Source organism: Paraburkholderia sacchari, assembly GCF_000785435.2.
In the GTDB taxonomy this organism is placed as follows: domain Bacteria; phylum Pseudomonadota; class Gammaproteobacteria; order Burkholderiales; family Burkholderiaceae; genus Paraburkholderia; species Paraburkholderia sacchari.
Genome location: NZ_JTDB02000001.1, coordinates 1,442,927 through 1,460,987 on the forward strand (window position 1 = coordinate 1,442,927; position 18,061 = coordinate 1,460,987).

Genomic DNA, 18,061 nt, shown 5'->3' on the forward strand with positions numbered 1-18,061 from the left:
CCCCACCGACATGCAGAATTCTAATCGGGCTTTCCTGCTCGGTCCGTTGCTCAAAGGCGTTTCCCGCTCGTTCTACCTCACCATGCGCGTGCTGCCCGCCGGGATGCGCGACCCCGTGGGCAAGGCCTATCTGCTCGCGCGCGCCGCCGATACCATCGCCGACACTTCGCTGATCCCGCCGCCTCAGCGCCTCGCACTGCTGCTCGCGCTGCGCGAGCGCGTCAATGGCATCACGGCAGGCGCGACGTCCGGCGCGGCGCACGCCGACGCATTGCAACGCATCGCCGGCGAAGTCGCGGACCAGCAAACGCAGTCGGACGAGAAGCTGCTGCTCGAATCGCTCGACGGCGCGCTCGACGTGCTGGCGCAACTCGACGAAGCCGACCGCACCGCCGTGCGCGAGATCGTCACGACGCTCACCGAGGGCATGGAGTTCGATCTGAACACATTCCCCGACGAACGCTCGGGCAAGGTGGCCGCGCTCGGCACGTGGGACGCGCTCGACCGCTACACGTATCTGGTGGCGGGCTGCGTGGGCGAGTTCTGGACGAAGATGACCTATATGCATCTGCCCGGCACGCTCGACCCCGCGCTGCGCGAGACGATGTACCAGCGCGGCGTGCGCTTCGGCAAGGCGCTGCAAATGGTCAACGTGCTCCGCGATTGCGGCAAGGACCTGCGCATCGGCCGCTGCTACCTGCCCGTGACCATGCTCGCGCAGGCTGGACTTGCGCCCGAGGACCTGCTCCACCCGGGCACCTCGGCGCGCGCCCGGCCGCTGATGTTCGGGCTCGTGCGCATTACCCTCGATCACTTCCGCGCGGCCATCGACTACACGTTCGCGTTGCCGCGCCTGTCCGTGCGTCTGCGGCTCGCGTGCCTGTGGCCGATCCTCATCGGCCTGGAAACGCTGGAGCGGCTGGTCGGCAACGACGACTGGCTCGATCCCGCTCGGCCCTCCAAAGTCACGCGCAACGACGTCTATCGCATTCTTGCGTGCTCGACGCTCGCAGCGCCTTCCAATGCGCTGCTCGACCGATGGTTCAAGCGCCTGCTCGCACGCATCGAGACGCGCATGGCCGCCATCGAGAAGGCGTAAAAAAACGCGTGCCGTTAATCACGTTAACAGCACGCGCAGAAACACCGCGCTGCGAACCGCTTCAGCCCTTCTCGCCGCGATACAGCTTGATGATGGCCGAGAAGTCGAGCTTGCCGTCGCCGCGGCTGCTCATCGCCTGGTAGAGCTGCTGCGCGAGCGCGCCCATATAGGCGGGCTGGTGGACGCTCTTCGCGGCATCGGTTGCGAGGCCCATGTCCTTGAGCATCAGGTCCGTGCCGAAGCCGCCCGTATAGCCGCGCGACGAAGGCGCCGTCTCGATCACGCCCGGGAAAGGGTTATACGTGTCCGAGCTCCAGCAGCGCCCCGTCGAGGTATTCATGATGCCGCCCAGCACCTTCGCGTCGATGCCAAGCGCCTCGCCCAGCGCCATCGCTTCCGCCACGCCCGCCATCGTGACGCCGAGCACGAGGTTGTTGCAGATCTTCGCCACTTGCCCCGTGCCGGTCTCGCCGCAATGGACGATGTTCTTGCCCATCCCCGAGAGCACCGGCTTCACGCTTTCATAGAGCGCGGCGCTGCCGCCCACCATGAACGTGAGCGTGCCCGCCGCCGCGCCGCCCGTGCCGCCCGACACCGGCGCATCCACGAACGCGTTGCCATTCTTCGCGGCGAGCGCGCCGAATTCCTTCGCGCTCGCCGGATCGATGGTGCTCGAATCGATGATCGTCACGCCCTTGGCGATGCCCGCCAGAACGCCGTCCTCGGCGGTGAGCACGGTACGCACGTGCGCCGCCGCGGGCAGCATCGTAACGACCCATTCCGCGCCCGTGGCGGCCGCGCTGGGCGAGACGGCCTTCGTTGCGCCGGCGTCGGCGAGGGTTTGCATCGCCTCGGCGCTCAAATCGAACACGGTAAGCGCGTGCCCTGCCTTGAGCAGGTTGAGCGCCATCGGCGCACCCATGTGGCCCAGCCCGACGAAACCGATTTTCATGAGCGATTCTCCCTTGGTGAATAATCAGGCACGGCGGCGCTTCAGTGCAGGTTGATCGTCGTGTTCACGCCGGTATTGATGGTGGCGTCGTCGAACCAGCGCGCCGTCACGGTCTTGGTCTGCGTATAAAACTGCACGACCTGCTTGCCGTAGGGACCGAGATCGCCGAGCTTCGAGCCGCGCGAACCTGTGAAGCTGAAATACGGCACCGGCACCGGAATCGGAATATTGATGCCCACCTGGCCGATGTCGATTTCGCTCTGGAACTTGCGCGCCGCCGCGCCGCTTTGCGTGAAGAGCCCCACGCCGTTGCCGAACGGATTCGCGTTGACCATGGCGATGGCCTCGTCGAGCGTGTTCGCCGTGAGCACCACGAGCACCGGTCCGAAGATCTCGTTCGTGTAGATGTCCATATCGGTTTTCACGTTGGTGAACACCGTCGGGCCGATGAAGTTGCCGCTCTCGTAGCCGGGCACCTTCACGTCGCGGCCATCGAGCGCGAGCGTGGCGCCCTGCTTCACGCCCGACTCGATCAGACTCAGAATGCGGGCCTTCGCGGCGCGCGAAACGACCGGCCCGACGTCGGTCTTCGGTTCGTTGCCGGCATTGACCTTCAGCGTCTTCGCCCTTTCGACGAGCTCGGGCACCCACTGCTGGGCCTCGCCCACGAGCACGACCACCGAAGTGGCCATGCAGCGCTGGCCCGCTGCGCCGAACGCCGCGCCGAGGAGCGCGTTGAGCGCCTGCTCGCGGTTGGCGTCGGGCAATACGACCGCGTGATTCTTCGCGCCCATCATCGACTGCACGCGCTTGCCGTGCTCGCTGCCGAGGCGATAGACATGCGTGCCCACCGCCGTCGAGCCCACAAACGAAATCGCCTTGACGAGCGGATGCGTGCAGATCGCATCGACGACTTCCTTGCCGCCGTGCACCACATTGAGCACGCCCTTGGGAATGCCGGCCTCTATGGCCAGTTCGACGAGCTGCATCGTGGAGAGCGGATCCTGCTCGGACGGCTTGAGCACGAACGTGTTGCCGCAGACAATCGCCATCGGGAACATCCATAGCGGAATCATCGCGGGGAAATTGAACGGCGTAATGCCCGCGCATACGCCCAGCGGCTGCTGCAACGTGTAAGTATCGACTCCGCCGGCGACGTTCTCCGCGAACGCTCCTTGTTGCAACGTGCCGATCGAGCATGCGTGCTCGACTACTTCGAGGCCACGGAAGATGTCACCCTCGGCATCGGGCAGCGTCTTGCCCTGCTCCGCCGTGAGCGTTTGCGCAATGCGCGACATGTTCTCGCGAATCAGCGCCTGCAACTTGAGCAGGATGCGCAGGCGCGTGCCGATCGGCGTGTTCTTCCACGTCGCGAACGCTGCGTGCGCGCTCTTGACGGCCGCGTCGACTTCCTCGACGGTTGCGAACGGCACGCGCGCCAGCACTTGCTGGGTGGCCGGATTGACGATGTCGCGCCATTCGGTGGTTTTCGATTCGACGAACTCGCCGTCGATCAACAGCTTGACGGTCGAGACTTGAGCGTTGGATGCCTGGGTGACTGCGTTCATCTTGAACTCTCTCTGTAAAGTCTGAACGGGCCGGCGCGAGCCGGATAGACAGGATTACGATCTAATTTCGGGGGGCTTCATCATGGCGCAAGCGCATCGCGTGTGCGCAAAGAAAGGGGGGCCTGGCGGCGTGCTGATCTGCATCGCGTGTCTCCATCCTTATTTATTGTAGGCGGGCGCTTATGAAGCGGTCTCCAACCGAGTATAGTTATTCGAATATCCACGGTGTAGAGACGAAAAAGCCCATCCGATATGCAAAAAAGCACAACGAGGCCAATGGAGACGCTGAACTGGGACGATTTACGCTATTTCCTGGAGGTAGCGCGCACGCAGCGCGCGAGCGGCGCGGCCAAGCGCCTCGGCGTCGATCACACCACGGTCGCGCGCCGCGTGCGCGAACTGGAGGCGGCGCTGGGCACGGTGCTGTTCGACAAATCGCGTTCGGGCGGCTTCGTGCTCACGGCCGAAGGCCAGCGCCTGCTGGCTTATGCGGACGCCGTCGAAAGCACGGTCCAGTCGGCAAGCGAACAGTTCGCGCTTGGGGCGCAATCGCTTTCCGGCCATGTGCGGGTGGGGTCGACCGAGGGGTTCGGCTGCTTCTTTCTCGCTCCCCAACTGGCGCGCTTCACCGGCAAGCACCCCGACATGTCGATCGATCTGCTGCCGGTTCCGCATTTCGTGAGCCTCTCGAAGCGCGAAGCCGATCTGGCGATCATGCTCGAGCGCCCCGAACGCGGCCAGTACGTCTATACGAAGCTGTGCGACTACCGCCTGCGTTTATATGGGACACCTGACTATATCGAGCGGCACGCCCCTATCCGGAACGCGGCCGACCTGCGCCATCACGCGTTCATCAGCTATGTCGCGGATCTCGCCTTCAGCCACGAACTGCTCTACCTCGAACGCACGGCGCCAAACGTTACGGCGAGCCTGTGCAGCACGAGCGTGATCGCGCAATATCATGCCGCGCTGCAAGGCAGCGCGCTCGCCATCCTGCCCTGCTTCATGGCCGAGCCCGACCCGCGGCTCGTGGCGATCCTGCCCGACGAAATCGTCGTGACTCGGCGTTTCTGGCTGTGCAGCCGCGAAGATCTGCGCAAGCTGCGACGCATCACTTCGCTCTGGGATTATTTGCGTGCGGCCGCCGACGCGAACCACGCGCTGCTGATGGGCGAGTCGTCAAAGATGCACTACATCGAGCCCTGACTGCACCCTGATCGCACCAACGGCGGCAATGAAGAAGCCGTATATGCAATCCGTTTCACGGACTGCATATACGGCTTGCGCAGTGAACCAAAATCAGCGAACCCGAATGCATCCGGAACGGATTGACTCCGTTCCGGATGCCATTCAGTTACGGTTCGATCGATCAGGTTCCGACCGGACGGATCGTCAGTGCATTCTTAACCGAGGTCACGCCAGCAACGCCCTTCGCCACTTCCGTGGCGTGGTCGATCTGGGACTGCTCCGGCACGGTGCCTTGCAGGACGATCGCGCCGTCCTTGGCTCGCACGGTGATGTTGGCCACGCTGATGTTCTTGTCCTTGGCGAGGGCACCACGCACCTTGTGCGAGAGTGCACGGTTGGCGGCCTTCGCCTTCTTGAGGTCGGCCTTCGACTGCTTCACCTGAGCCTGGGCGGCGTCGGTCGGTGCGGACGCCATCGGTGCGGCGGCTGCCGGGGCAGCGGCAGGCGCGCTTGCGGCGGTCTGCGCATACACGTGAAGCGAAGCGGCGACCAGCATCGTGCCGGCTGCGAGTTTGAACGCCTGAATAGCCTTCATGCGGTTTCTCCTGTTGTCACAGTTTTTCAATGGCCCTCGGTGGACCGTTGCACTACATACCATTCACTACCGGTAAACAGCCGCTGCCATTGCGACTGACTCTCCATTGATGCCCGGTCGAGTCCGACACGAAGATCGCATTGGGAGGTAACGATACTCCATTTACGTCAGACTTGATGCAAACCTGCAATCGCCAACCGCTATTGCCGCCATTTCAAATGCTATTGAATGGCATTTACGGCTAACTCTTACCTTTCATGGACAACCGACGCCGCTAATTCCATGTATGCGGGATTGCATGTCCTTATCGACGAGCAACGCGTATCAATAGCGTGCCGTTGACAGGCCGGACACAGGTTATACCCGCATTTACTCATAAAAAAAAATAGCGTGCGTCAATTGACGAGATGGGATTTCACCCAGCGATAGAACTGCTGGATCGCCGCTTCGCGCGGATGGCCTTCGCGCCACGTAAAGTAATAGTCCAGCGACGCGGGAATGCGCACTTGCCCCAGTTGCACCAATTCGCCGCGATCGATGAAGCCGCGTGCGAGTTGCAGACGCGCCGTGGCAACGCCTTGTCCGGCCACCGTGGCCTGCAGCAGAAGACCGGCATCGTCGAATACCGGTCCGCGTTCGGGCTCGTCGCCCGCCACGCCCGCCGCTTCGAAGAAGTCGCGCCACGAGCGGCGCGAGAAGCGCAGCAACGGCATGGCGGCGAGATCTTCAATACGGAACGCCGGGTGGCGCGCAAGCAGCGCGGGGCTGCAGACGGCCACCACCTGATCGTCCAGCAGCTTGCGGAACTGGAAACCCGGCTCGTCCACGCGCCGATGCCAGATGCCGATATCGAACGGATAAGGATCGGGCGGCGCGACGTCGGCGTGCATGCGCACCGAGAGATCGACGTTCGGATGGCGGTCATAGAAGTCGCCCAGACGCGGTATCAGCCAGACCGATGCGAAATCGGACATCACGCTCAGTTCGAGCCGTGTGACGCCGCTCACACCCGGACGCGTGGCGTCGAGCGCCTCGCGCAGCTCTTCGAGACTGCGCCGCACACGATCGGCCAGCTGCGCGCCGGCCGCTGTGGGAATCATGCGGCTGCCCACGCGGCGAAACAGCTCGACGCCCAGCTCGGCTTCAAGCGCGCGCAAATGATGGCTCACGGCGCTATGCGTCAAATGCAATTCTTCGGCCGCACGGCTGAAACTGCGCCGCCGCGCTGCTGCTTCGAGCGCGCGCAGAGCCTGCAAGGGTGGGAGCGATCCGGACATGACGTCAAATTTTACTCACAATCGCGGCTGAAATCTCTCGCTGGCATCGAAACCGGCTTCTCGCCAATAATCGTGAGCCAGTTATTCAATTCGCTTTCAGGTCTCGTACGCACCATGACCGCACTCAGATTGCGCGTCTTCGCCGTTTTCGCGCTCGGCTATTTCATTTCGTATCTTTTTCGCGGCGTCAATCTCGGCTTTGCCCCGTTCCTGACGCATGAAATGGGCCTCACCGCCACCGATCTGGGCACGCTTACGAGCCTCTACTTCCTCGGCTTCGCAGGCGCGCAAATCCCTGCCGGTGTGCTTCTCGATCACTTCGGCCCGCGCCGCGTGACCGCATGCGTGATGCTGGTGGCCGCCGCGGGCGCGTTGGTGTTCGGGCTGTCCCACAGCATGGGCGCGATGATGGCCGGGCGTCTAATGGTGGGCGTGGGCGTCTCGGTTTGTCTTGGCGGGGCGTTCAAGGCCACGGCCCAGCACTTCCCGGTCGCCCAGCTCACGCTCGTCAACGGCCTCGTGATGGCGGTGGGCGGCCTCGGCGGCGTGGCAGTCGGCGCGCCGCTCTCCTGGCTGCTCACGATCGCGCCCTGGCGCAGCGTGAGCGTCGGGCTTGCCGTGCTCACCGCGGCAGTCGCGGCCATTATCTGGATCGGCGGTCCGCATACGCGCGACACACATCATCAGGCGAGCGTACTCGAGCAATTCAAGGGCACCGCCCACATTCTGCGTAGCCATGCGTTCTGGAAGGCCGCGACGTTCTCCGCTTTCACGCAGATCGTGTTCTATGCGATGCAGTCGCTGTGGGTGGGCGCGTTTTTGCGCGACATGGCGCCCGCCGGCACCGCCGATGCGGCGTCGCGCGCGGCGTCGCTCATTTCCGTGCTCGGCGGTGCGTTCATCGTCGGCAACATCGGGTTCGGTGCGCTCGCACGAACCTTCGAGCAATATGGCGTGAGCGTCGCGCGCTTTTCCGGCGTGACGATGGTCCTCTTCGTGGTCGTCCAGGCGCTGCTCGCAGCCCGCGTGCCGTTGCCCGCTGCGTTTCTGTGGGCCGCATATGGCGCATTAGGCGGCACCGGGATTCTCACTTACGCCGTGCTCGCCGAACACTTTCCGCCGCGCCTGATCGGCCGCGTCAACACCACGTTCACACTCGTCATCTTCATCGGCATTTTTTTCGCGCAGATCGCGATCGGCGCAGCGCTCAGCCGCTGGAGCGCCGTGGACGGCCACTATCCGGCTGTCGCCCATCAAGCCGTCTGGGCCGGCCTGATCGGGCTGCAGGTGCTCGCCGGCGTGTGGTACTTCATGCCAAACCGGCGCGCCGGCGCTGCGCGTCCCGCCCTGGAATCTTGAGCACGAGCGCCTCAACCGTTCATTCGGCGTCCAAACTGATTGCCCGCGGCGCGAAATCGGCGCCCGCAATCGATCCCGTCGCGCGCCAGCGATCGCCCCTCGCCCGCCAGCCGCTTCCATCCCCCCTTCTCTACCCCGACCCCTCGCATATATTTGTACGTCGAGTACAATGCTGCCCCGCCGGCCTCGGCAGATGCATGCCTTCCGGGGCTTCGGCGCGGCTCGCCAGACCAATCGACTGGCCGGTCGTATGACGAATAAGGCGAGCCGCGCGTCACGGTGCTTTACGCGCGGCTCGCGCATGCACGTGATGATCGGAAAACGGGAAAACGCACGATCGGACGGATTTTTCCGAACCGAAACGCAGCGACCGGACGTAACTCGGCATAAACTGCCGCTGTTGACATTCGAATGTGTCGATTCATGACTAAGAGAGATACTTCCATGCCAGACCATAACCATTCGCACGACAGCCATTCCGAATCGTGCGGTTGCGATTTGCTGCACCTTCTCAACGGCGTGGATGAGTTCTCTCGTAACGTGTTCCCGGGTGACAAGGAGCTGTTTCGCAGCCTTGCCAACTTCCAGGCGCCGCATACGCTGTTCATCACCTGCGCCGATTCGCGCGTCTCGCCCGAGCTGATCACGCAGACGCGCCCCGGCGAGCTGTTCGTCTGCCGCAACATCGGCAATATCGTGCCGGCCTACGGGGAAATGCTCGGCGGCGTTTCGGCGGTGGTGGAGTTCGCGGTGCTCGCGCTGAACGTGCGGCAGATCGTGCTGTGCGGCCATACCGACTGCGGCGCAATGAAGGGCCTCGCCAACGGCCCCGAAGCCGCGGCGGATATGCCCACGGTGCAAGCATGGCTGCGCAACGCCGAAGCGGCGCGCAGCGTCGTGCAAACGCGCGGGCTGAACCCCGATCAAGTCGTGCAGGCGCTCGTGGAGGAGAACGTTCGCCTCCAACTCACGCACCTGCGCACGCACCCCGCGGTTGCGGCCCGCGTGGCGCAAGGCAAGCTTCAGGTGCAGGGCTGGGTGTACGACATTGGCCACGGCACGATTTCCATCTTCGACGACACCCACGGCCGCTTCGAATCGCTCGGCGCGGCGCGCGCCCGGATGCTCAAGGACACCGCGGGCTGAACAGCCGAAACAGGTCGTGCCGCCGCCCGGCATGCGCGGTCGCCTGACGTAGCAACGGGTGTCGACGGATGGCAACGAGCGGACGGACTACTCCGAAACGCCGGCCCGAACCGCGAACTCCTGCTCGATGCCCATTTCGAACGCCTCGTCCTCGCGCGCATACGCGCCGTGGAATTCCGAAGAAAGCGGCTCGACGGGATAGCCATCGCGCTCCCAGGCGTCCAGGCCGCCCTTGAGCGCGTGAGCGTGATGGATCTGCTTGCTGCGCAGCCGGCTCACGATGCGCTTGGCCGTCGCCTCGTTCGGGCACACGCAATACACCACAATCGTGCGCGCGATCAGTTCGGGCGCAAGCACTTCGGTCGACTCCAGATCGAGCGGGCGAGCGCCCGGAATGCGATAAGCCTCTCTCTCGCGCACGCTTTGCGGGCGCGCGTCGAACACCAGCGGCGGCAGCGGCGATTTCATCATCTCGTCTAGCTGCGCGGGCGAAATCCGGTGGGTGGCCAGCCAGCGGCGCAACTGCATGCGGCGCACCCAGCGATACGCGAGGAATAACAGGCCCGCCAGTGCGAGCACGTCGAAAATGGTCCAGCCATTGGCGCGCACGAACATCGCGAAGCGGGCGATTTGCGTGTGCAGGGCCGCCCCGCCGATGAGCCACGTGCCGGCCCACAGCGTTGCGCCCACCGCGTCCCAGATCAGGAACAGGCGCACGCCCATCGACGTGGTGCCCAGCAGCGGCGCGGACATGAGTCCCAAGCCGGGCACGAACTTCGCCACCGCGAGGATGGGCGCGCCGTGGCGCTCGAACACATTGCGCGCCACGCGAATCGTCGTATCGAGCGACAACGAAAAGCGAACGAGTGCGTTTAGCAGGCGACGACCGCGCATGCGGCCGGCCGTAAACCAGAGCGTATCGGCGAACAAGGTCGCCACCACCGCCGCCAGCAGCAGACTTGCGTACGACGCCTCCCTTCCCGCCGCCATCGTACCCGCCAGGATCAGCACCGGCGCAGCGGGAACCGGCGCGCCTAGCTGCGTCACGAGCACGCTGAGAAATACCACCCCAACCCCGAAATCGGGCGGGATGGCGGTGGGAAGCGTCCACATAGCGGGAATTCCTGCGCGAAAGGCGTTTTGATCCAGAAGCAAGTTTGTGTGCTGTTGCAGCACGAAGCTGGAGATTACCCTAACTGGAGGGTTTCTTGCTTGCCGCCAAGGTGCGCGCCGCGCAACACACCGTCTCGCGCAGCTCAACTCAGCGCCGCGTCAGTTGCAACAGCCGCGCGAGCCGTGACCGGTTGTTGATGCCGAGTTTCTGAAACGAACGATCGAGGTGGGTGCGCACGGTCGTATAGGAAATTCCGAGCCGCTGCGCGATCTCCTTGTCCAGCAGCCCCTCCGCCGCGAGACCGACCACCTCGCGCTCGCGACGCGTAAGCCGCCCGAGCAGATCGCCGCCGGTTTGCGCCAACTCTGCCGCCATGCCACCCGCGAAAGCATTGGTCTCTCTCGCCAGGCCGGCTTCGCCCCACTTCGAGCCGCAGAACGTCCTCCGGCAACGTGCGGTCGGCTAGCAGCTTGAAGACGTCGGAGAGCAACGCCAGTTCGCGGCTTGTGAGATGCATGCGCGACGTAAACGAACGTAAATTAAAAAACTCCTGTGAGGCCGTCAGGTCGGACCCGTTGCATGCACAGACATCAGGGCAGCCGCAAGCATTAGAGCGCATCTAGCCTGCGCGCCCCATTCAAGAGAACCCGTGCATGCAACCGGAGCCGACAAGAAAAACGGGCGGCAAAGCCGCCCGGGAAAACACACGCCGGTTGAGTTTTCACGCCACCGGAGCTTGCGTATTACGCGATGAATCCGATCGCCGAATCCTCAGTAAAGAGGACAAAACGTATTCAAACATTCATCGCATGCGAGCTTCGATTCACTGAATCACGCGCGTCACGCCGCGTCCGCGCGGATCGGCAGCCGCCTCCGGCGTATCGCCGTCGATGCGGATCGCCTGGATATCGCCGCTGAAGTCCTGGCCCTTGAGCACGTAGCCCTTGGCCTCGACCTGCTTGGCGAGATCGCCGTCGATCGGATGGTACGGCTCCCAGAAGATCGTGTTGGGCGGCAGCAGTTGATGATGGAAGCGCATGGCGCCAACCGCGTCCTTCAACGGCATCTTGAAGTCATAGATGTTGTTGATGACCTGGAAGATCGACGTGAAGATGCGCGAGCCGCCAGGCGTGCCGATCACGAGCGCCACCTTGCCGTCCTTCGTGAGGATCGTGGGGCTCATCGACGAAAGCGGACGCTTCTTCGGCGCAATCGCATTCGCGTCGCTGCCCACCACGCCGAACATGTTCGGCACGCCGGGCTTGGACGAGAAGTCGTCCATTTCGTCGTTCAGCACGATGCCCGCGCCCGGCACCACCACGCCCGAGCCGAAGTAGCCGTTGATCGTATAGGTGTTCGACACGGCGTTGCCCCACTTGTCGACCACCGAGAAGTGCGTCGTCTCCGCCTTTTCGGGCATCTTGTTGCCGTGTGCCGCGTCCGCCTTTTCCGGCATCGAGGTGCCGAGGCCGGGCTGAACGCTCTTGGTGTCAGACGGCTTGTCGGGGTCTACGTCGGCGGCGCGTTTGGCGAGATAGGCGTCGGCGGTCAGTTGGGCAACCGGCACCTTGTAGAAGTCCGGGTCGCCGAGGTATTGCGCACGGTCCGCGAATACGCGCTTCTCGATCTCCGCGATCAGATGAATGTATTGCGGCGAATTGAGCGGCACGTCCTTGAACTGCGGAGCGAGCATCGCCTTCATCTTGAGCAGCTGCACGAGACCGACACCGCCCGAGCTCGGAGGCGGCGCAGTGATCACCTCATAACCGTTCCATTTGGCCTCCACCGGCTGACGCCAGACGGCCTTGTACTCCTGCAGATCGCGCTTGGTGATGAGACCATGGCCCTTCATCGACGCCGCGATCAGGTCGGCGGTCTTGCCGTCGTAGAAGTCCTTCGCGCCCTGGTTCGCGATGCGCGTGAGCACGTCCGCGAGATCGGGCTGCTTGAAGTTCACGCCCTCTTTCATCTCGCCGAAGAACTGGTCGAAATTGGTCTTGCCGCCGAACTCCTTCGATGCCTCTTCGCGGCGCTTGGCCAGTTGCTCGTCGACGACGAAACCATCGCGCGCGTACTTGATCGCAGGCTCCAGCACCTGTTTCCACTTCAGCTTGCCGAAGCGGCGCTGAGCTTCCCACATGCCCTCGACGGTGCCCGGCACACCCACGGCGTCGTAACCGTAGAGGCTCTTGCCCTCGATCACATTGCCCTTGTCGTCGAGGTACATGTTGCGCGTGGCCGCCAGCGGCGCGCGCTCGCGATAATCGAGGAAGTACGGCTTGCCGTTCACGTACAGCGTCATGAACCCGCCGCCGCCGATATTGCCGGCCTCGGGGTACGTGACCGCCAGCGAAAAGGCAATCGCGACCGCCGCATCGACGGCATTGCCGCCTTCCTTGAAGATCTGTTCGGCGGCGTCGGCGGCGTACTTGTCGGCAACGGCCACCGCCGATGCGTTCAGTACGGCGGGACGTTGCGCCGTATCCTTCGCAATGGCGGGCGTGGCTTCGAGAAAGCCCGCGGACAAGGCGGAAAGCGATACGAGTGCGAGAGCAGCAGCGGAAATCTTCGTTCTATCGACCAGCTTCATTGAGTGACCTCCATGATTCGGTTCATCGAGCAACAACTTGTGACCCGGTGTTTTATTCGACTTTCAGCCCGGATCTTGCGCTTATAGCACGCACAGAAATCGTTTGCGATCAGGCCATCCGCCGATAGCCTTCCGCCGACAAGCAACAGCGAAACCGGGCGAAAAATCAGCTTTTGCCGTGCCGCCCGCGCGCGATTTCCTCGCCTGCATTGGCGGGCAGGCGCATCGTCACCGGAATCGAAGCCACGGAAAAGAGCGCCACGACAAAGAACGCCGGCCAGAAGTCCGACCACACAATGGTCGAATGGCCCTGTATCCGATGCGAAATCTGCAGCACGATGCCCGCGATGGTCACGCCAAGCCCCAGCGAAACCTGTTGGATCACGCTGGCGACGCTGGTGGCACGGCCAATGTCCCGAGTGGGAATATCGGCGTAGGCGAGCGAGTTGAGGCCGCTGAACTGAAGTGAGGGAAACACGCCGCCCAACAGCACCACGAGCCAGATGAGCCAGACCGGCGTGCCCGGCGTGAACAGTCCATAGACGGCGATGGACACGCCCGCAAGCGCGGCATTGACGATCAGGGTGCGGCGAAAGCCAAAGCGGCCCAGTACGCGCGAGACCACCGATTTCATGAAGATCGAGCCAAATGCCGACGCGCACGTGATGGCGCCCGAAACGAACGCCGTCATGCCAAGCCCTTCCTGCAGCGTGAGCGGCAACAGAAACGGCACGGCGCCCAGTCCGATGCGAAACAGCGACCCGCCCGCCACACTCGCGTTAAAACTCGGGATGCGCAGAAATTTCAGATCGAGAACGGGCCGTTCGACGCGTTGCGCGTAGAACCAGTAAGCGCCCAGCAACAGCGCGCCGGCCACGCACATTGCCACGGCTTTCCCATTGGAAACCAGTTCGCCGCCCACGAGCGAGAGGCCGAGCATGAAGAGCGAAGCGCCGCCCGCGGAGAGGAGGAAGCCGATCCAGTCGAGCGGCCCTGGATGCTCCTCGTGCATGTTCGCGATGTGCCGGTTCGCGAGCCAGATGCCAAGCAGGCCAATCGGAATGTTGACGAAGAAAATCAGCCGCCAGTGCAGATACGTCGTGATGAAGCCGCCGAGCGGCGGCCCCAGTACGGGGCCGAGCAAGGCCGGCACGGTGAGATAGTTGACCGCGCGAATAAAGTCCGATTTGGGCAGCGAGCGAAAGATGATGATGCGGCCCACGGGGACCATCATCGCGCCGCCGATGCCTTGCACGAAGCGCGCGGCCACGAACATTTCGAGCGACCGGGACGCGGCGCACAGCAGCGAGCCCGCCATGAAAATGCCGATGGCGGTGCGAAACACGTTGCGCGAGCCGAAGCGGTCGGCCACCCAGCCGCAAATCGGAATGAACACGCCCAGCCCGATCACGTAACTCGTGACGGCAAGCTTCAGTGTGATGGGACTTTGGCCGAGATCGCGGGCCATCGCGGGGAGCGATGTGACGATGACCGTCGCGTCCACGTTCTCCATGAACATCGAGCACGCGACGATGAGCGGAACGATGAAAGTGCCTAGGGCAAGGGGCATGTGCAGAAACGACAATCAGCGGGGCTGATGGCGTAAAGCTGCCATTATGGCACCGTGTTGCCGAAAACGGTGCGTCCGCAACAGATGAAGCGGCGCACAAAAACACGAGGAAACGCGCCGGGAAAATCACAAGGGCCGTGAAGTCCATTACCGCATTCACGCGGCAACGGACTTCACGGCCCCTTCATGGCGAAGGCGAAAACGCACCTTGGCTTGCTGTCACTCCGCCGTCTGCTTCACGCGGCTCAAGACCGGAGCCAATTGCGGCAGCACCTCTTCCGCAGCGCGTTTCACGTCATTCGGGAAGTCGATTTCAACCCACGGCGCGCCAGTGACATCCGCGGTTTCGAATTCGCTGCCGCGTTCGAGCAGCAAATCGCGCAGCGCTTCTTCGTGCGGCATGTTCGCACGACCCGTATCGACATAGCCTTCGACGATCTGCGCAAAGCGGCGCGCCGTCGCTTCGTTCAGGCGGAAGAAGCCCACCGATTCGCCAATCGTGTCGTACTTCAAACCGACTGCGAGCTGCTTGCGCAACTCGACGGGCACGCCGTCGCGCAGGCACAGCTTCACGGGTTCGTCGCCGGCCTCGAAGTCGCGGTCGATCAGCAGGCGGTTGGCCGGCGCCGCGCCCGCCACGAGCGGCGCGAACACGCGCTCGTCGTAGAGCACGTCGGCGTCCATCAGCAGCACGTCGCCGCCGCGCGTGAGCGCTTGCGCCGTGCGATGCACCGTAAGCACGCTGCCGAGATCGAAGCGCGGATTGAGCACCACCTCCACTTCATGCGGCCAGCCGATGCGCTTGAGTTCGGCCTCGACCAGCTCAGGCTGAAAGCCGAGCGCAAGCACGACTTCGGTCACGCCCGCCGATTCGAGCATCTGCAGATGGCGCTCGAGCAGCGTCACGCCCTCGAATTGCAGCAGACATTTCGGAAACTGTTCTCCAGCGGGTTGCTGAAGGCGCAGGCCGAGACCTGCCGCGAGAATAATGGCGCGCATGCGTTCCTTGGGAGAAAAAAATCAATCGGCAACTTCGACAGCCGGCACGCGCACTGCGCGCCGCCGTTGCCAGCTACGTTCGCTGATATGCAGATAAAGCAGGCCCGGGAGGCCCAGTACGACTTCCCTCGCGCGTTTGGCGAGCGAGAGCGCGAGCGCCGCCTCGGGCGGCAGACCGACGAGCGGCGCGAGCAGCAGATACCCGCCCTCCTGCACGCCGAGCGAGCCGGGAATGGCGAAAGCCGCGCCGCGAATCGCCTGGCCGATGCTTTCGAGCAGCAGCGCATCTACCCAGCTAACGGGGTGGCCGAGGAAATGCAGCGCGAGCCACACCTCCACGGTGCCGACGAGCCAGCCCACGAAGCTCAGCGCGAAGCTGGCCGCCGCGCGGGAGCGATCGGCGTAGAGCGCCTTGACAGCGGCGTCGATGGCATCGGCGCGCGTGGCGAGCGCCGACCAGTCGCGCTTGCCGAACACCTTCGAAGCGAGACGCAGCACGCGGCCGAACAACCCGCGCCGCTGCGCGACGTAAAAGAGGCCGATGAGGCCCGCGAGCACGCCGGTGGCGATCAGCGCGGCCATGCCGAGGTCGCGCGGCGCGTTGTCCGCGGCGTAGACCGAAAAGAGCACGATGCCGAACACCGCGAAGACGATTTGCGCGAGCGCCTGCAGCGTCGTGCTCACGGTGATGGCTGCGGCTGCGTCGCGCATGGCCATGCCGCGCTGCGCGAGCTGACGCACCATGACGACCGGACCGCCGATCTGCCCCGCCGGCAGCAGACTGTTCACGGATTCGCCGCTCCAGCGCGCGAGCACCGCGTCCCGCCGGTCGACCTGCCCGCTCTTGCGAAACAGCACGGCGATCGCGCCGGCATCGAGCACGAGCGGCACGACGTGGAACGCGGCCACCAGCGCGAGCCCCCAGCCCGCCGCCGCGAGCGCGCCCGTTACCGAGCCGATGCCTTGCCATGCAAGCAGTGCGATGAAGAGTGCCGTGCCGACCGACAACAGCAAAATGGCAACACGGCTCACACCGAACCTCCAGCCTTGCCGCCGCCCGCGCGCGCGGACTGGAGCGCCTTGCGGAACACCTGGCGAAAACCGAAGTACGCGATCGCGTCCTTCATGTTCGAGATGAAACGGCGCCACGGACGCATGTTCGGGTTCGTCACGTATTCGAACGTGAGCGACACGCGCACTTCGCCTTCGCGGCTGGGCGTCACGCGATGGCGCAGCTTGTCGCCGTCGAACAGCACGAGCGCGCCTGGCGGATATTGCACGGCGCCCGGCTCGTCGGGCTTGCTGTCGTCGCGCGTGTGCAGTTCGTAGTCGAGAATGCACGACGATTCGTCGATCACCCCGAACAGCACCGTATAACGGCGGCCGTCGTAATACGAGGTGTCGTAATGCCAGCCGATGTGATCGCCCGCGCGCGTGTAGTAATAGAGCGCGTAGGCATGCGGATCGTCCTCGGGCGAAAGCTGAAGCCGGTCGCCCGTGATTTTTTCGAGCCACGCGATGAGCTTGGGCGAGCGGTACAGTTCCGCGATATACGGCTGCAAGCGGTCGATCGTGTGACGGCTCACGCTGCCGCCGGCCTTGTGGCCCGGGATGAAGTTGCGATTGACCTCGGGCATCAGCGCGCTGGCGGCGTCGATGAGCCGCTGCGTCGCTTCGCGAGGCAGAAAATCGGAGAGATAGAGGAACGAGCCCTGATTTACGTACTCGTCGCGCAGTTGCACCGAGTCCAGCTTGCCCAGCGCCTGGCCGATTGCGGCATCGGGTCCCGACGCTAGCCCGGCTGCTGGCGCAGCAGCCCGCGCACCAGCGACACGCGCGGTGGATGCAACTTGTTCTTCTTCTGCTTGCGCACTCATCTGCTGATCCAGACTTGACGGGTTTCCTTGCCCGAACTCACGCGGCGCGTGACGCGCCAGTAGTCGAGCACTACGTAGATGGCAAAAAGCGGCGCGCCGATGGACGCGGCCACCACGAACGGCCCGACGATCCCGGTGAGCGTGACGAGCGGCAACAGATAGAGAATGTCTTCGGTTTCGAAGCCGCCTACGAACGCCTGCTGGGTGCCGGCCTTGCCCGCCATTTCCTCGATGCGCATGCGCAGAAAGAAGATTGCGGCAACCGCCACGCCCGCGATCCCGCCAAGCACGACGGGCGGCACTCGCCATTCGGTTGCGGGGGCTCCGGTTGCGGCCGCCACTACGCCGAGCCCGTAGCCCATGCCGAGAAACAATAGAACGGTCGTCACCGCATCGGCGGCGAGATCGTAAAAATGGCCAATGCGGCTGGTTTTACCGCTGATCCGCGCGAGCTCGCCATCCGTGTGATCAACGAAATTCGACAAAACAATCAGAAATGCGCCAATATTGGCATTCAGAAAGTTGCCGCGCGCCAGATAGAAAGCGCCAACGAGGCCGATCAGCAAGCGCAGCGTGGTCAGATGATTGGGCGTAATGCAGGTGCGCACGAGCGGTGTCACGAGCCAGCGCGCCGCGCGCGCGTCCCATGTGCGCGGCTGCGGCACCGTTCGCGGAACGGGCTTCGGAGCCGCGTTCAGAGTCGCATTGGGCGCCGCGCTTGATGCCG

General features: G+C 63.9%; 16 protein-coding genes. 4 read left to right on the forward strand and 12 right to left on the reverse strand.

Annotation, left to right across the window (positions count from 1 at the left end):
* The first annotated feature begins 10 nt into the window (after nt 1-10).
* Nucleotides 11-1,099 (forward strand): phytoene/squalene synthase family protein, encoded by a 1,089-nt coding sequence (locus NH14_RS06420; RefSeq protein ID WP_035533825.1) that lies wholly within the window; start codon nt 11-13, stop codon nt 1,097-1,099.
* A gap of 61 nt (nt 1,100-1,160) precedes the next feature.
* Here NH14_RS06420 and mmsB read toward each other — a convergent pair whose 3' ends face one another.
* The gene (gene mmsB / locus NH14_RS06425; protein ID WP_035533828.1) at nt 1,161-2,051 is read right to left on the reverse strand and encodes a 3-hydroxyisobutyrate dehydrogenase; all 891 of its coding nucleotides are present in this window, start codon (nt 2,049-2,051) and stop codon (nt 1,161-1,163) included.
* Between the two features lie 41 nt (nt 2,052-2,092).
* Nucleotides 2,093-3,619, reverse strand: a complete 1,527-nt coding sequence (locus tag NH14_RS06430; RefSeq protein ID WP_035533830.1) for a CoA-acylating methylmalonate-semialdehyde dehydrogenase — start codon at nt 3,617-3,619, stop codon at nt 2,093-2,095.
* Nucleotides 3,620-3,871: 252 nt separating this feature from the next.
* Between NH14_RS06430 and NH14_RS06435 the strand changes: the two genes are divergently transcribed.
* A complete protein-coding gene (locus tag NH14_RS06435) occupies nt 3,872-4,825 on the forward strand; it encodes a LysR family transcriptional regulator (protein ID WP_035533832.1) in 954 nt (317 codons plus the stop codon).
* 163 nt (nt 4,826-4,988) lie between these two features.
* On the opposite strand, the gene NH14_RS06440 is transcribed toward NH14_RS06435, so the two are convergent.
* The gene (locus NH14_RS06440; RefSeq protein WP_035533834.1) at nt 4,989-5,402 is read right to left on the reverse strand and encodes a BON domain-containing protein; all 414 of its coding nucleotides are present in this window, start codon (nt 5,400-5,402) and stop codon (nt 4,989-4,991) included.
* A gap of 395 nt (nt 5,403-5,797) precedes the next feature.
* A complete protein-coding gene (locus tag NH14_RS06445; RefSeq protein ID WP_035533836.1) occupies nt 5,798-6,679 on the reverse strand; it encodes a LysR substrate-binding domain-containing protein in 882 nt (293 codons plus the stop codon).
* Nucleotides 6,680-6,793: 114 nt separating this feature from the next.
* On the opposite strand from NH14_RS06445, the gene NH14_RS06450 reads away from it, so the two are divergent.
* On the forward strand, nt 6,794-8,038 hold the full coding sequence (locus NH14_RS06450) for an MFS transporter (protein WP_035533905.1): 1,245 nt from the start codon (nt 6,794-6,796) through the stop codon (nt 8,036-8,038).
* 444 nt (nt 8,039-8,482) lie between these two features.
* Complete coding sequence (locus NH14_RS06455) at nt 8,483-9,184, forward strand: carbonic anhydrase (RefSeq protein WP_035533838.1); 702 nt, start codon at nt 8,483-8,485, stop codon at nt 9,182-9,184.
* Nucleotides 9,185-9,271: 87 nt separating this feature from the next.
* Here the strand turns inward: NH14_RS06455 and NH14_RS06460 are convergent, their stop codons facing one another.
* The 8 genes from NH14_RS06460 to NH14_RS06495 form a co-directional block, all read right to left on the reverse strand.
* Entirely contained in the window at nt 9,272-10,297 is a 1,026-nt protein-coding gene (locus tag NH14_RS06460) for a VTT domain-containing protein (protein ID WP_035533841.1), read from the reverse strand.
* Nucleotides 10,298-10,445: 148 nt separating this feature from the next.
* On the reverse strand, nt 10,446-10,673 hold the full coding sequence (locus tag NH14_RS06465; RefSeq protein ID WP_035533843.1) for a helix-turn-helix domain-containing protein: 228 nt from the start codon (nt 10,671-10,673) through the stop codon (nt 10,446-10,448).
* Nucleotides 10,674-11,121: 448 nt separating this feature from the next.
* The gene (gene ggt, locus NH14_RS06470; protein ID WP_035533845.1) at nt 11,122-12,888 is read right to left on the reverse strand and encodes a gamma-glutamyltransferase; all 1,767 of its coding nucleotides are present in this window, start codon (nt 12,886-12,888) and stop codon (nt 11,122-11,124) included.
* A gap of 166 nt (nt 12,889-13,054) precedes the next feature.
* A complete protein-coding gene (locus NH14_RS06475) occupies nt 13,055-14,458 on the reverse strand; it encodes an MFS transporter (RefSeq protein ID WP_035533906.1) in 1,404 nt (467 codons plus the stop codon).
* A gap of 219 nt (nt 14,459-14,677) precedes the next feature.
* Nucleotides 14,678-15,457: a phosphocholine cytidylyltransferase family protein gene (locus NH14_RS06480; protein WP_035533847.1), complete on the reverse strand. Its 780-nt coding sequence runs from the start codon at nt 15,455-15,457 to the stop codon at nt 14,678-14,680.
* Nucleotides 15,458-15,478: 21 nt separating this feature from the next.
* Nucleotides 15,479-16,489 (reverse strand): flippase-like domain-containing protein, encoded by a 1,011-nt coding sequence (locus NH14_RS06485; RefSeq protein WP_035533849.1) that lies wholly within the window; start codon nt 16,487-16,489, stop codon nt 15,479-15,481.
* Entirely contained in the window at nt 16,486-17,334 is an 849-nt protein-coding gene (locus NH14_RS06490; RefSeq protein WP_035533852.1) for a 2OG-Fe(II) oxygenase family protein, read from the reverse strand. The genes NH14_RS06485 and NH14_RS06490 overlap by 4 nt, the downstream gene beginning before the upstream one ends.
* Nucleotides 17,331-18,032 (reverse strand): CDP-alcohol phosphatidyltransferase family protein, encoded by a 702-nt coding sequence (locus NH14_RS06495; RefSeq protein ID WP_052148539.1) that lies wholly within the window; start codon nt 18,030-18,032, stop codon nt 17,331-17,333. Before NH14_RS06495 ends, NH14_RS06490 begins: the two co-directional genes overlap by 4 nt.
* Nucleotides 18,033-18,061: the final 29 nt, after the last annotated feature.